We start from the raw sequence: 14055 nt of genomic DNA, 5'->3' as shown, positions 1-14055 counted from the left end.
GGGATAAAATGGAAATGACACCTCTCGATATTCGAAATAAAACATTTCGCAAAGGCATTCGGGGCTTTCAATGTGAAGAAGTGGAAAAGTTTCTTGAGAACGTCAGTCAAGAATTTGAATCAGCCTATACTGAAAATTTTGAACTCCGAGAAAAAGCGAATAGGCTGGAAGCAGAAATCAGCCATTTTCGTGAAATCGAGAACACTTTACAACAGACGCTGGTGTTAGCTCAAAAAACCGCTGAAGATGTTAAAGAGGCGGCACGTCAAGAGGCAGCACTTATACTACGTGAGGCAGAGCATCAAAAACTGAGTAAAGTTTCTGAAGCACAGGAAAAGTGGGAAAGAATACAGGAAGAGATCCAGAGTCTTTCAAGAAAACGTGATTTATTGCGCACACAGCTGAAGTCTTTTCTGTTAGCCCACTTAGATCTGGAAGCTTTACAGGAGAAGAATGAAGGCATAGCTTAACGTGATTATAGCGAAGTGTTGCGAATCTGTTTATTTTTGTGGTAAAATGTTCTATAGATGACTTTGAAGGAGAAGGATTTCATCGATGTATAGATTAATTAGTGAGATATCTCCGAACTTTCTCATTCAAGGATTTGGATTGCATCAGGATGAGAATGAGATTTACGTTGGCAAAGTAGGGGGTCAAGAGGTTCAGCTTATCCCCATTGATCATTTACATTCAGATCATTTTCAAGCAGATGAGAAGGATACGAAAATTTTCAGCGTGGGGTTTGCGGAAGCGGACAGTCATTTTCGCTCTGGGGATGTGTTAATGACTGGGAGTGATGATTTATTGGATCGTGCATTTAGAGCCATGGATGAAATGGAGCAGCGTGGAGTTGTTGTCAGTTTGACGCCTCCTCAAGATTCTAAGCATTTATACCTATGTAAAGATCAAATGAACCCCTTTGTTCAGGAGTGGAGAAGCCGAAAGTTTTCCTTCCTGTGTCTGTGGATGGTAGATCCGGTCGACTCTGAAGGTCAAGCTAAACTGGTTTCTATCTTACGAAAAGTTATTTTAAAGGATTAATAATTGATACTGATTGTATAGTTTATAGCACTGATACCAATAATACGTTTAATACTATTAATATGTATAGACACGTTGAAAAGGACAGTCTTTGTCAGATAAGCTCAACAGCGAGCGGGGTATGGTGTGAGCCCGTGAGAAACGACAAAGAGAATCCCCTTGGAGTGAAACGCTGAATTTTAGTAAGCTTTGTTCGGTTTGTCTCCGTTAAAAGACTTCCGAGTGGCTATATGGCGACAAGGGTGGTACCGTGAGTGATAATCTCGCCCCTTTTTAGGGGTGGGGTTTTTTAGTTATACTATCTTGAAAAATTAAAAGACCTCAAAGGAAGGCAGCTTCTCGCACAGGAGTGAACTCATCGTACGTAGAGGCGGTAAGGCGCACAAAGCTTTCGTGGGAAGCGTAGCCACGGGTTCACTTCAGGTATTACCCGGAGGTTTGGCGAAGCTCCCCCGAAAGCGCGTGGGCGAGGCTCGGAGTGCTGAGTGAACGGATGTGCGAGAAGCTGCCCGACCCGAAGGAGTCTTAAGTCTTAAAATCTTAAAGGAGGAAAACAATTAATGGATTATCGCGATACATTAAACCTACCTGAAACTGATTTCCCGATGCGAGGAAATCTTCCTAAAAAGGAACCTGAAATCCTCAAAGCTTGGGAAGAAGAAAAGCTTTATGAAAAAGTACAGAAAGCCCGGGAAGGACGACCTAAATTTATCCTTCATGATGGTCCGCCCTATGCGAACGGAGATATTCATCTTGGGCATGCCATCAATAAAGTCTTGAAAGATATCATTGTCAAATACAAAACCATGATGGGTTTTGATGCGCCTTATGTGCCGGGATGGGATACCCATGGGCTTCCTATTGAGCAACAAGTTATTAAGAAATTAGGAGTCAACCGTCATGCGGTCTCGGCTCTGGAATTTCGGCAGAAATGTAAAGATTATGCTGAGAAATATGTCGGGATTCAACGTGAGGAATTTAAGCGGCTTGGAGTGCGCGGGGATTGGGACCATCCTTATCTGACGCTGCAAAAAGAGTACGAGGCCGCTCAAATCGGAGTTTTTGGGGATATGACCAAGAAAGGTTATATTTATAAGGGGTTAAAACCTGTCTACTGGTGCCCTTCTTGTGAGACGGCACTGGCTGAGGCTGAAATAGAATACGCAGATAAACCCGCTACAGCGATTTACGTTAAATTTGCAGTACGCAATGGGTTGAGTGTCCTTACCGAAGAAAATACATTTGTCGTTATTTGGACGACGACTCCTTGGACCTTGCCCGCAAACTTGGCGATCAGTGTACATCCTGAGTTGACTTATGCTGTGGTCAGTGCTCAGCAAGAACACTGGGTGGTTGCTGAGGGAATGCTGGATTCTTTACGATCTTTATGGCAATTGGAACTGCCGGTTGAGAGGACTCTCACTGGTAAGGAACTTGAAGGAGTCTTATGCAAAAATCCGCTCATGGATCGTGACTCCATGGTCATCTGCGGAGAACATGTCACCTTAGAAGCGGGTACAGGCTGTGTTCACACCGCACCGGCCCACGGGGAAGATGACTTCTTAGTTGGTAAGCAATATGGGCTGCCCGTCTTATGCCCGGTTGATCATCGAGGAAAGTTCACGTCAGAAGGTGGGGCCTATGCCGGACTTAAGACAGAAAAGGCGAATCCTGTGATCGTAGAAGATCTTAAGGGCACCGGAGATCTTGTTCTTGAAGAAACGATCAAACATAGTTATCCTCATTGTTGGCGCTGCAAGAGCCCGATTATCTTCCGGGCAACTGAACAATGGTTTGCTTCCATTGATGGCTTTCGTCAAGCGGCCTTGGATGAGATTGAGAAGGTTCGCTGGATTCCTGCCTGGGGAAGAGACCGGATCTTTAACATGATCGCAGATCGAGGAGACTGGTGTATTTCCCGACAAAGGACTTGGGGGGTTCCTATTCCTATTTTCTATTGTGAAGATTGCGGAAATGTGTTGGTGAACGACCAAACCATAGCAAAGGTTCAGGACTTTTTCCGTCAAGAAGGGTCAGATGCTTGGTTTGCCCATTCGCCTGCGGAATTGCTGCCTGAAGGAACCGCTTGTGAGTGCGGCGGTACGAAATTCCGCAAGGAGACGGATATTATGGACGTTTGGTTTGATTCCGGAACGAGCCATGCCGGCGTCTTAAAGCAGCGGGCTGAGCTTGCCTGGCCAGCGGATCTCTACCTGGAAGGGTCAGATCAGCACCGTGGCTGGTTCAATTCATCGTTATCAACTTCAGTTGCTGCTTTTGGTCAAGCACCTTATCGAAATGTGCTTACTCATGGTTTCGTCGTTGATGAGCAAGGTCGCAAGATGTCAAAATCTCTGGGCAATGGAGTCGATCCTCTTAAGGTTGTTCAGGAATTAGGTGCGGACATTCTGCGGCTCTGGGTAAGTTCCGTGGATTATAAAAATGATGTTGCTGCTTCTCCGCGTATTATGAAGCAAATGTCTGAAGCCTATCGTAAAATTCGTAATACCATGCGTTTCCTGCTAAGTAACCTCAATGATTTCGATCCGGCCAAAGATAAGGTGAGTTATCAAGAACTTCAGGAAATTGATCGCTGGGCTTTGCTTAAGCTATCTAAAGTCGTTGAACGGGTTCTGCTTGGATATGAGAGTTATGAATTCCATTGGGCTTATCATACCATTCATAATTTCTGTACCATTGAATTAAGTGCTGTTTATCTGGATATTGCTAAGGACAGACTTTATGTTGAAGGAAAAACATCCCTCCTTCGCCGCTCTGCCCAAACGGTCTTATACGAGGTTCTGGACGCCCTGGTCCGTCTCTTAGCTCCGATCTTGTCGTTCATGACTGAAGAAATCTGGCCGTATATACCGGGTGAAAAGACCACGGAAAATGTCCAAATGGCAGAAATGCCCAAGGTGAATCCGGAGTGGATGAATGAGGAGATTGCTGTTCTTTGGGATCAGATCTTAGAGCTGCGGGCGGATGTTTCTAAAGTCTTAGAAAAAGCTCGTCAGGAAAAATTAATTAATCATCCCTTGACCGCCCAAGTGGATCTTTATCCTACGGAAGATCAGTTTGAGTTCTTGCAAAAGGTTCCCAACCTTGCAGAAGTCTTTATCGTTTCCAACTTGACTGTGCACGGACCCCGGGAAAAAAGGCCTGAGGGTGTACAGCCTGCGGAAGGGCACGAGGGTTTAGGGATTCTCGTACTGCCGGCTAAAGGGGAAAAATGTGAACGCTGCTGGATGTTCCATGAGGAAGTTGGTAAGGATGAAGAGCATCCGACAATTTGCCCACGCTGCAGTACGGTTCTATCAGAGAGAAAAAACCAGTAGACATTTTGATGGAATTAGCATATTATTATGATAAGTTAATAGTTAAATCCGAATGACACTAGCGGGAGAGATCTGATTCGTCAGGCGCCGAAGGAGAAATTCCTTGAAATCGCTCTTTCAAGGAGGGAAGCTCTCAGGCAAATGTACTGCTAGAAGACGGGACTCTGGAGAGTTTCTTTAAAAGAGAACACCAAAGGGGAAGCTGGAAACAGTGAATCTCTCAGGTTAAAGGACAGAGAAAGTGCGCAATGTACTTTCTCTGTCCTTTTTTAATTCTTTAGTTTTCGAAAACGTTTGGAAGGATTTCTCACGGGTTTCATGAGCTATTAAGTGGAACGATAAACGTAATGACTCCAGAATTTCTTTTAAGAATCAGGTAAACGTCAAGAATCGTGTTGTAGGGTATTTAAACTAAACGTATTTGAAGGAGGTTCTGGTATGGTTGAGGCTAAACGAACTCCACTTTATGAAGAACATTTGTCTGCAAAAGCTAAACTGATTGACTTTGGCGGTTGGGAAATGCCTGTTCAGTATGCGGGGGTTATAGATGAACATCATGCGGTTCGTACAAAGGCAGGCCTGTTTGATGTTTCGCATATGGGAGAGGTGGATGTGCGTGGAGAAGAGGCATTGGCTTTTGTCCAAATGCTGATTACCAATGATGCTGGCAAACTTGAGGATGGGAAGATCCTTTATTCACCTATGTGTTATCCGAATGGCGGAATTGTTGACGATTTACTGGTTTATCGCTATGATCCTCAGCATTTTTTCTTAGTGGTTAACGCTTCGAATACGGATAAGGATTATGCCTGGATGTTAGAACAAGCCAAGAACTTTAAGGTTGTTGTGGAGAATGTTTCTGATAAATATGCCCAACTAGCGTTACAAGGGCCTCTGTCAGAATCTATTTTACAACGTATCACAAAGGTTAATCTTGCCCAAATTAAATACTATAGTTTTACACATGGACAAATTGATGGGGTTGAATGCCTGATTTCCAGGACGGGATATACAGGAGAAGATGGGTTTGAAATTTACTTTTCTCCCGAGTATGGGCGACAATTATGGCGAAAGATATTAGAGGCCGGTGCTTCGGATGGAGTACAGCCGATAGGTTTAGGCGCTCGTGATACCTTACGCTTTGAAGCTCGTCTCCCTTTGTACGGAAATGAGTTAGGTGCTGAAATTACGCCACTTGAAGCAGGTCTTGGAATTTTTGTCAAGCTTGATAAAGCGGAATTTATAGGGAAGGAAGTACTCCAGGCTCAGAAAGAACAAGGAGTTCCCCGTAAACTGGTAGGGCTGGAGATGATTGAACGAGGAATTGCCCGTTCTCATTACCCATTACAAAAAGACGGACAAGAAATTGGCTTTGTCACATCTGGTTCCTTCTCCCCGACCTTAAATAAAAACATAGCTTTAGGTTTGATTCGTGCAGAATTAGCAGTTCAAGGGGAAATTCTCGACGTTATGATTCGTGGAAAAGCAGTGAAAGCTAAGATTATTCCTTCTTTGTTCTATAAGCGAGGCTAAGCCGAGGCAAAAGCGAGGTTTGTGGTTCGATATTTCGAAATTCGAGAACTGTGGATGACCCTTTATAACCCGGGGTAATATAACCAAAAATGAGGAGGATGATTTTAATGAATCCAGTAGAATTGAAGTATAGCAAAGATCATGAGTATGCAAGAGTTGAGGGAAATGTCGTTACGTTTGGAATTACGGATCATGCGCAGCATAGCCTTGGGGATGTCGTATTTGTTGAGCTTCCTGAAGAGGGCGACACCGTAACGGCTGGTAAATCCTATGGTACGGTGGAATCTGTAAAAGCGGTCTCCGATATTATTGCCGCGGTTAGCGGGAAAGTTGTGGAAGTGAATACTCAGGTCATGGATTCCCCTGATTTGCTCAACTCTGATCCTTATGGTGAAGGCTGGCTGATTAAAGTCGAAGCGGATGACTTATCCCCTCTTGATAGTATGATGACGGCAGACGGATATGAAACGTTTTTGGCACAGGAGGAGCACTAGGATGAACTTTATACCGAATACGGACAGCCAAAATGAGCGGCTCTTAGCCCGTATTGGGGTTAAGTCCGTTGAAGAACTCTTTGCAGATGTTCCCAAAGAAGTCCGGTTGCAGCGTCCTTTGGCGATTAAAGGAGGAATGTCGGAGCAGGAATTGGTGAAACATGTCAAAGGTCTGGCAGATTTAAATAAAACCGTAGAAGGATACAGCTCATATCTCGGTGCCGGAGCTTATGAACATTACATTCCTAGTTTCATCGATCAATTGCTGCTGCGTTCTGAATTTTACACAGCTTATACACCTTACCAACCAGAAATTAGTCAAGGAACCCTGCAGGCGATTTATGAATATCAGACCTTAGTCTGTGAACTGACCGGAATGGATGTCACCAACGCTTCTATGTATGATGGTGCATCGGCTTTGGCAGAAGCAGCCCTTATGACTTGTGACGCTACCCGCCGGGAAAAAGTACTCGTCCTGCAAACCGTGCATCCAGAATATCGTGAGGTTTTAAAAACCTATCTGCCGCCCCGGGGTGTAGAACTTGTTGAGATTCCTTTTAAAGATGGTGTCATAGATCAACAGGCCTTGGAAGCGGCGCTTCAAGAGGATATTGCGGGTGTACTTGTTCAAAACCCGAACTTTTTTGGCAGTATTGAAAAGGCTGAAGAAATTGTCCGGTTGGCTCATGCCAAAGGGGCTCTCGTGGTCATGTCAGTCAATCCGGTTTCTTTAGGATTACTAAAGTCCCCAGGAGAATGCGGTGCGGATATCGTGGTAGGTGAAGGGCAGCCTTTCGGTAATTCTCTTAATTTTGGGGGACCTTATTTAGGATTTTTATCTTGTCGTGATAAATTTGTCCGCAGAATGCCAGGACGGATTGTTGGAGCAACGACAGACAAAAATGGGAAAAAAGGATATGTCTTAACTCTTCAAGCCCGCGAACAGCATATTCGAAGGGAAAAAGCTACCTCAAACATTTGCTCTAATGAGGCACTTTGTGCGCTCGCTTTTACGATGCATCTGAGTGCTTTGGGGAAAACCGGGGTCAAAGAACTGGCCTATCTAAATTTGCAGAATGCTCATTATGCTGCTCAGGAAATTGCTAAGATTCCAGGAATGAACCTGGCTTTCTCGAATCCGTTCTTCCATGAATTTGTCATTGTATCAACGATTGATCCGGCTAAAATAAACTCAGTGCTCCTGGAAGATAAAATCATCGGAGGCCTTGATCTGGGGCGTTTTTACCCTGAACTTGATCATCATCTCCTTTACTGTGTGACTGAAACGAAGTCTAAAGCTGATATTGACCGGCTCGTGGCCAGATTGGGGGCAATTCAATGAAAGTATTAGAACCGCTTATTTTTGATCTCAGTGCCAGTGGCCGAAGTGCTGTCAGTTTGCCAAAATGTGATGTGCCGGAAGTATCTGTGGAAAATCTGATCCCCAAGGATATGTTACGCCAACAGGAGCCGTCACTTCCGGAGCTTTCTGAAATCGATGTGGTTCGTCACTTTACTCGTCTTTCCACCTTTAATCATGGAGTGGATACAGGGTTTTATCCACTTGGGTCGTGTACAATGAAGTATAATCCGAAAGTGAATGAAATGTTATCCCGGCTTTCCGGGTTTACAGCCCTTCACCCCTATCAGCCTGAGTCGTTGACTCAAGGAGCTTTGCAACTGATGGCGGAACTTCAAGAGGATCTTTGCGAATTAGCAGGAATGGATGGCTTTACTCTTCAGCCGGCCGCCGGTGCCCACGGAGAAATGACTGGAATCCTAATCATTAAAGCTTATCATGATCATCGTCAAGACACGAAACGCAAAAAAGTCATCGTTCCGGATTCTGCCCATGGAACGAATCCTGCCACCGCAGCTATGGCCGGATATGAAATTATTCAAATACCCTCCAACGACCGGGGCGGGGTTGATCTGGAGGCATTGAAAAAGGTCCTGAATGACGAAGTGGCAGCATTGATGCTGACAAATCCTAACACCGTCGGGCTATTTGATGAAAATATTTTAGAGATTACCAAGCTGGTCCATGATGCCGGCGGTCTCTTATACTATGACGGAGCAAATACCAATGCAGTCATGGGTATTGCCCGCCCTGGGGATATGGGATTTGATGTTGTTCATCTTAATTTACACAAAACCTTTTCTACTCCACACGGTGGTGGAGGTCCGGGATCGGGACCGGTTGGGGTTAAAGATTTCTTAATGCCGTTTCTTCCTAAGCCCATGGTGGTTCGGAGTGGAGACGGGACGTTTATTCTCCAAAACGATATGCCGCTCTCCATCGGAAAAGTGCGCTCGTTTTACGCCAATTTCTCGGTTGTTGTCAGGGCTTATGCTTATATTCGAGGTCTTGGCGGAGAAGGGCTGCGAGCAGCATCGGAATCGGCTGTGTTAAACGCCAACTACCTGATGAGTATTCTCAAAGAGCACTATTTCTTGCCCTTTGACCGTTTATGTAAACATGAGTTTATTATTACTCCGAAAAACCTAAAATCTACTGGTGTGCATACCTTAGATATCGCTAAACGCTTATTGGATTATGGCTATCATCCTCCCACTATTTATTTCCCAATTATTGTTGAAGAGGCAATGATGATTGAGCCCACTGAAACCGAAAGCATTGAAACCTTGGATGAATTCGCCCAAGTCCTGATCAAGATTTCGGAAGAAGCCCAAACTGATCCGGATCTTGTTAAGAACGCACCCTACACTACGCTTGTGACACGATTAGATGAAGTTGGTGCAGTACGAAAGCCTAACTTACGCTGGCGTAAACAGGTATGATTTTGTAAAAGTTTGGTTTAACTTATTTAAAAAGTTAAAGATGTATGAAGTTGGGCATAGACACAAGATGCAATTTGTATCTTGTGTCTTTCTTTTTACAACTACGTTACATTATCTAGTTGTTTTTGTTAAAATGTACACTATTATCCATTTGTTAAATAACAATTTTCACAGCAGGCAGGATTTAAGAATAAATAAGTTGAATATATAAAAGGTTGTACAAAAAGTAAACATTTTTATTCAGTTATGGGGGTGATCGTATGCAAATAGAAGTTTTACCGAGTACAGGTTCTCCAAGAACCCCTTATTTAGAAGAAAGATTGGTCATTGTGATTGATGTGTTGAGGGCGACAAGTACAATAGTAACGGCGTTGGCAAATGGCTGTCAGGCCATTATTCCGGTTCTCACTCCTCAAGAAGCACTGGAAAGACGCCTGACCCTTCCCGGATCATTATTGGGAGGGGAGCGCGATTCTCTGATTATTGAAGGGTTTGATTTAAGCAATTCCCCTTTTGACTATGTTCCTGAAAAAGTCGGGGGCAGAAGAGTCATTTTGACCACGACAAACGGCACTCGGGCTATACGTGATTCTATTGCTGCGCCTATGATCTGGATGGCTTCTTTTATAAACATGCAGAGTATTGTTTCAGCGGTTCTGAGTGAATTTGAAACGAATAAGAAACTTCAAGGAATAGTGGTGTATTGTGCGGGCACGGAAGAACGTTTTGATCTTGCAGACACACTTTGTGCAGGTATGTTTATTGATGCATTGGGACCAAATGTCGTGCTGAATGATTTGGGTACTGCCGCTCGTATGCTATATCATAGTTCGGAAGATCAGCTTGTTGATATAATTCGTGACTCAGATCATGGAAAAAAGCTTATTTCTTTAGGACTTGAAAAGGATTTAGTTTATTGCGCTACTCCGAACATTTTACCAATTGTTCCTGTGGTTCAAGATGGAGAAATAGTATGGCTGACAGAGCAGTAGGACAATTATTGCAACGTTCAGACTATTTGAATTATTGTCTTTATTTCTAAATAATGAGAAGAAATAATAACTTTTTTTATGATTTAAAATAAAGTATAATAGCAGAAGAAGCAGTTAATGTAATATTAAATGTAACTTCTGCCATCTTTAATACTGGCATAAGCCAGTTTTTTTATACTGGACGGTGGCATACTTGCAAAAGGGAGGTTGAATATATGGAAACGTTTAAAGTTCCCGTTGGTATCTCAAACCGTCACATTCATCTATCCCAAGAACATATTGAAGCGCTTTTTGGCGAAGGATATTCTTTGACAAAAATGAAGGACCTTAGTCAGCCCGGCCAATTTGCCGCTGAAGAAATGGTTACGCTCATTGGACCGAAGGGTGAGATTTCCGGAGTGCGTGTTTTGGGTCCTGCCCGGAAAGTCTCTCAAGTAGAACTTTCAAAGACAGATAGTTTTAAAGTTGGAGTTAAGCCGCCAGTTCGGGATTCAGGAAGGCTTGAAGATAGCCCGGGTATTGATATTAAAGGTCCTAAGGGAATTGTTCATATTGAGCAAGGCGTGATTATTGCGGCCCGCCATCTCCACATGGCGCCAAAAGATGGATTTAAGTATTCTTTAAACGATGGGGATTATGTTTCAGTCATTGTTCCTGGTCCTCGCGGCGGAATCTTAGATCAAGTTCTCGTTCGCGTTAGTCCGGATTATGCCTTGGATTTACATGTGGATACGGACGAGGGTAATGCATTTGGTTTGGCAAATGGTCAAGAACTGGAAGTTTATTCTTACAATCAACGCATCTATCCGCAATCGGCTAGATAATCTATTTAAATCCTATCATGAGTTGAATAATTCTGTTTATTTCTGAAAGAGGCTTGTAAAGCCTCTTTTTTGTGTATAGTGAAACTATTTTTTAATCGTGCTATGGATGTTGAGATCCGTGTAAATTTTAGCGACATGGGAACACTAAACCTGATGTTCTAACGTGAGGTGAATAATGTGGCCGTTTCGGACGAAAAGGAGAAATTACCCATAACATCTTCGGCAGGTCAAGAGTTTACCGATACCGTGAGCGTTCCCGGGTTGACTGGATTAAGACATCAGGTTGCATTGTTGGCAGAAACTCTTGAAAAGATGAGATTAGCTGAATACATAGCGTATTTGAATCGTCCCGGACGACTTCTTTGGTTTAATTTCCTGGTCGGCCTCTTGCGAGGTTTGGGAACTGCTCTGGGGGCAGGACTTCTTGCAGGATTTGCTTATATCTTGTTAAAGCGAATAGTGGTGTTGAATTTACCGGTGATTGGCGGATTTATTGCCGAACTTAGTAAGTATGTTAATCAACCTTAAGAATTGGACAGCTAAAGTGAAATTTTACGTGAGAGTGTAAGTCTAGGAAAGAGTAATAGGGGGCGACTTATTTGAAAGATCAATCAAATTATAATAAATTGATCAAAACGCTGCGTAAAGAGAAAGCTGATTTGATGGAAACTACCGCAGAACTCTTTAACGGAGATATGAGAGAGTCTTTAGGTGAATTATCATTAGCAGACAATCACCCGGCTGATATTGGATCAGAAGTATATCAGCGGGCTCGTGATGTTGCCGAGCATGATCGGCTGCTCCACAGGGTTGAGGCTATTGACGATGCTTTAGAACGTTTTAAAAAAGGGGACTACGCCAAGTGTGAACACTGCGGTCAAGAAATTCCGTATGAACGACTTGAATTGCTGCCTTATACGACGGTATGCACAGAGTGCAGCCGGGAAGAGGAGAAAGAAGAGCAGCACTCCTTATATCGTGACCCGGTCGAAGATGAACTATTAAACCGACCGTTTTCCAGAACCTTTAATGATGGGACAGATCGGGTGGAGTTTGATGGAGAAGATTCCTGGCAGGCTGTGGCCCGCTATGGGACTGCAGATTCTCTCCAGGATCTGGGGACGAATCGGGATGTCTCGGATCCCAATGATATGTATGAAGATGCGGATGAAATGATTGGTGCTGTTCAATATATCGAAACCGTCGAAACTCAAAGAGAACCGGAGGGGCGGTTAAATACTATTCATTACAGCAAGGAGCACGGGCGGACTTAGCCGCTTCATGCCCTTACCTCTCGACCGGAGAAATTGTGCCAAAGTGAGAAAGTTAGCTCTCAGCTGAATGATTCGTTTGCTCCGCTTCGAGCCCTGTGTTAAGATGGGTAAAAGAGCAGGGGGGTTAGATCGTTGTTAGTTTGGCTTGCAATAATCGGAGCATGGGGAATTGATCGGGTCCTGAAGGTTCTGGTTCAAATCAACTTTATGCCGGGTGAGACGGTGAAAGTTATCCCTAAAGTATTTCATCTGACGTATGTCCTAAATCCAGGCGCGGCATTTGGTCTGATGGCCGGCCGAACCTGGATTTTTGTTGTTACCGCAGTATTAGTTCTAGGTGGAGTAATTTATGGACAGTTTCGTATTCCTCGTGAGGAGTGGATTACCCGTTTGGCTATAGGGATGATCGGTGGAGGAGCCATGGGGAATTTATATGATAGACTCACCATAGGACGAGTTGTCGATTATCTCGATTTTCAAATTTGGCCTTATGTCTTTAATTTTGCGGATAGCATGATTGTCATAGGGGTGGGGTTATTGATGCTTGCCATATATCGGGAGGAAAAAGCTCAAGGTAAATCCTCACCCGAAGTGCCTGAAAAGTGAGCTTGTCACCTAATAATCAGCTAATCAAGAATGAGCGGATAAGAGAGTGGAAAAAGTGTCAAGAAAAATATTAAGCGAATCAATAGAGAATGATCTCGATTTCGAATTCGGCGATCAAGTTTCAAGCGCGGAAAGATTGCCGATAGATTCCGCCCCTACGCCTGAAAGGGTAAGGCTTGAGCTTCCTGAGGGAATTCGCTTGGATGTAGGAGTGACTGATGTTTTAGGAAAGAGCAGATCGTTCATTCAAGGACTCATTGCCGGAGAATGTGTTAAGGTTAATGGATTCATTAAAAAAGCAAATTATAAAGTACGCCAAGGGGATATGATTGAGGTGATGATCCCTGCCCCGCGAGAGGCCGCTGCCGAACCGGAAAATATCCCGCTGGAAATCCTTTACGAAGATGAGGATGTTCTGGTGGTGAATAAGCCTCAAGGGATGGTAGTGCACCCTGCGCCAGGTGCTTGGACCGGAACAATGGTTAATGCTTTGTTATATCATTGTAAAAATCTCTCCGGAATTAACGGGGTCCTGCGTCCGGGAATTGTTCATCGTATAGATAAAGACACCTCGGGAATTTTAGTGGTTGCCAAGAACGATTCTGCCCACCAGGGACTTGCAGCGCAGCTCAAAGCCCATACGATGGAACGGAAATACTTAACTCTGGTTCAGGGAGTCATGTCAGAACCTTCCGGAACAGTGTCCGCACCAATTGGCCGGGATCCATCCGACCGTAAACGTATGGCGGTTGTTATGCTGCATTCGAAACCGGCTGTGACTTATTATACGGTTTTAGAACGTTTTAAAGAGACCACCTATTTAGAAGTGCGCTTAGAGACCGGCCGTACCCATCAAATTCGTGTTCATATGGCCTATATTAAGCATCCGGTTATTGGAGATCCTGTCTACGGGTCGAAAAAAAACCAGTTTGGGTTGCCAGGACAAATGCTGCATGCAGCACATCTGGGATTTGAGCACCCGGTGAAAGGGATATGGATGAGGTTCGATGCACCTGTACCTAAGATATTTGCCGAAGTCATTGAAAAACTTCGCAGCAATTAAAGGCAAAGTTTTCTATGTTTATTTCCTTTTCATTGCCTGCATTGACATTCGGCCAAACCTAAAGTAAACTAAGTAAAAGTATTAATAG

The 14055-nt window shown here is 44.0% G+C and carries 13 protein-coding genes, 2 riboswitches and 1 other annotated feature; all 13 genes read left to right on the top strand.

The genetic code is table 11. From position 1 onward, the window contains the following. Positions 1-8 precede the first annotated feature (8 nt). The 13 genes from DESYODRAFT_RS22090 to DESYODRAFT_RS22030 all read left to right on the top strand — a co-directional run bounded on the left by DESYODRAFT_RS22090 (position 9) and on the right by DESYODRAFT_RS22030 (position 13967). Positions 9-470: a DivIVA domain-containing protein gene (locus DESYODRAFT_RS22090; RefSeq protein WP_007786493.1), complete on the top strand. Its 462-nt coding sequence runs from the start codon at positions 9-11 to the stop codon at positions 468-470. Positions 471-555: 85 nt separating this feature from the next. Continuing rightward, positions 556-1041, top strand: a complete 486-nt coding sequence (locus DESYODRAFT_RS22085) for a hypothetical protein (protein WP_007786491.1) — start codon at positions 556-558, stop codon at positions 1039-1041. 66 nt (positions 1042-1107) lie between these two features. Further along, positions 1108-1315: a binding site (T-box leader), on the top strand. A gap of 286 nt (positions 1316-1601) precedes the next feature. Continuing rightward, positions 1602-4379, top strand: a complete 2778-nt coding sequence (ileS, locus tag DESYODRAFT_RS22080) for an isoleucine--tRNA ligase (RefSeq protein ID WP_007786489.1) — start codon at positions 1602-1604, stop codon at positions 4377-4379. A 52-nt stretch (positions 4380-4431) separates the two neighbouring features. After that, positions 4432-4538: riboswitch (glycine riboswitch) on the top strand. 3 nt (positions 4539-4541) lie between these two features. Further along, positions 4542-4617: riboswitch (glycine riboswitch) on the top strand. Positions 4618-4817: 200 nt separating this feature from the next. Beyond that, on the top strand, positions 4818-5912 hold the full coding sequence (gene gcvT / locus DESYODRAFT_RS22075) for a glycine cleavage system aminomethyltransferase GcvT (protein ID WP_007786487.1): 1095 nt from the start codon (positions 4818-4820) through the stop codon (positions 5910-5912). Between the two features lie 107 nt (positions 5913-6019). Next, complete coding sequence (gene gcvH, locus DESYODRAFT_RS22070) at positions 6020-6406, top strand: glycine cleavage system protein GcvH (protein WP_007786485.1); 387 nt, start codon at positions 6020-6022, stop codon at positions 6404-6406. A 1-nt stretch (position 6407) separates the two neighbouring features. Further along, entirely contained in the window at positions 6408-7748 is a 1341-nt protein-coding gene (gcvPA, locus tag DESYODRAFT_RS22065; protein WP_007786483.1) for an aminomethyl-transferring glycine dehydrogenase subunit GcvPA, read from the top strand. Then, a complete protein-coding gene (gcvPB, locus tag DESYODRAFT_RS22060; RefSeq protein ID WP_007786481.1) occupies positions 7745-9208 on the top strand; it encodes an aminomethyl-transferring glycine dehydrogenase subunit GcvPB in 1464 nt (487 codons plus the stop codon). Before gcvPA ends, gcvPB begins: the two co-directional genes overlap by 4 nt. A gap of 260 nt (positions 9209-9468) precedes the next feature. Further along, positions 9469-10200: a 2-phosphosulfolactate phosphatase gene (locus DESYODRAFT_RS22055; protein WP_007786480.1), complete on the top strand. Its 732-nt coding sequence runs from the start codon at positions 9469-9471 to the stop codon at positions 10198-10200. A gap of 215 nt (positions 10201-10415) precedes the next feature. Next, positions 10416-11024 (top strand): phosphate propanoyltransferase, encoded by a 609-nt coding sequence (gene pduL, locus DESYODRAFT_RS22050; RefSeq protein WP_007786479.1) that lies wholly within the window; start codon positions 10416-10418, stop codon positions 11022-11024. Between the two features lie 177 nt (positions 11025-11201). Next, positions 11202-11552 carry a DUF5665 domain-containing protein gene (locus tag DESYODRAFT_RS22045; RefSeq protein WP_007786478.1) on the top strand — a complete coding sequence of 117 codons (351 nt, stop codon included), beginning with the start codon at positions 11202-11204 and terminating at the stop codon, positions 11550-11552. Between the two features lie 71 nt (positions 11553-11623). Beyond that, complete coding sequence (locus tag DESYODRAFT_RS22040) at positions 11624-12298, top strand: TraR/DksA C4-type zinc finger protein (RefSeq protein WP_007786477.1); 675 nt, start codon at positions 11624-11626, stop codon at positions 12296-12298. Between the two features lie 132 nt (positions 12299-12430). Beyond that, entirely contained in the window at positions 12431-12904 is a 474-nt protein-coding gene (gene lspA / locus DESYODRAFT_RS22035; RefSeq protein ID WP_007786476.1) for a signal peptidase II, read from the top strand. A gap of 46 nt (positions 12905-12950) precedes the next feature. Continuing rightward, positions 12951-13967, top strand: coding sequence for an RluA family pseudouridine synthase (locus DESYODRAFT_RS22030; RefSeq protein ID WP_007786475.1), 1017 nt, complete (start codon positions 12951-12953; stop codon positions 13965-13967). Positions 13968-14055: the final 88 nt, after the last annotated feature.

It is taken from the genome of Desulfosporosinus youngiae DSM 17734, from assembly GCF_000244895.1.
Taxonomy (GTDB): Bacteria; Bacillota; Desulfitobacteriia; order Desulfitobacteriales; family Desulfitobacteriaceae; genus Desulfosporosinus; species Desulfosporosinus youngiae.
The sequence above is the reverse complement of the archived record's forward strand: the minus strand, read 5'-3'. Positions and strand labels throughout refer to the sequence as shown.

Coding starts and splice junctions, on each gene's coding strand:
- DESYODRAFT_RS22090 (WP_007786493.1), top strand. CDS start 9: ATGGAAATGACACCTCTCGATATTCGAAATAAAACATTTCGCAAAGGC.
- DESYODRAFT_RS22085 (WP_007786491.1), top strand. CDS start 556: ATGTATAGATTAATTAGTGAGATATCTCCGAACTTTCTCATTCAAGGA.
- gcvPA (WP_007786483.1), top strand. CDS start 6,408: ATGAACTTTATACCGAATACGGACAGCCAAAATGAGCGGCTCTTAGCC.
- DESYODRAFT_RS22055 (WP_007786480.1), top strand. CDS start 9,469: ATGCAAATAGAAGTTTTACCGAGTACAGGTTCTCCAAGAACCCCTTAT.
- gcvT (WP_007786487.1), top strand. CDS start 4,818: ATGGTTGAGGCTAAACGAACTCCACTTTATGAAGAACATTTGTCTGCA.
- gcvH (WP_007786485.1), top strand. CDS start 6,020: ATGAATCCAGTAGAATTGAAGTATAGCAAAGATCATGAGTATGCAAGA.
- ileS (WP_007786489.1), top strand. CDS start 1,602: ATGGATTATCGCGATACATTAAACCTACCTGAAACTGATTTCCCGATG.
- pduL (WP_007786479.1), top strand. CDS start 10,416: ATGGAAACGTTTAAAGTTCCCGTTGGTATCTCAAACCGTCACATTCAT.
- gcvPB (WP_007786481.1), top strand. CDS start 7,745: ATGAAAGTATTAGAACCGCTTATTTTTGATCTCAGTGCCAGTGGCCGA.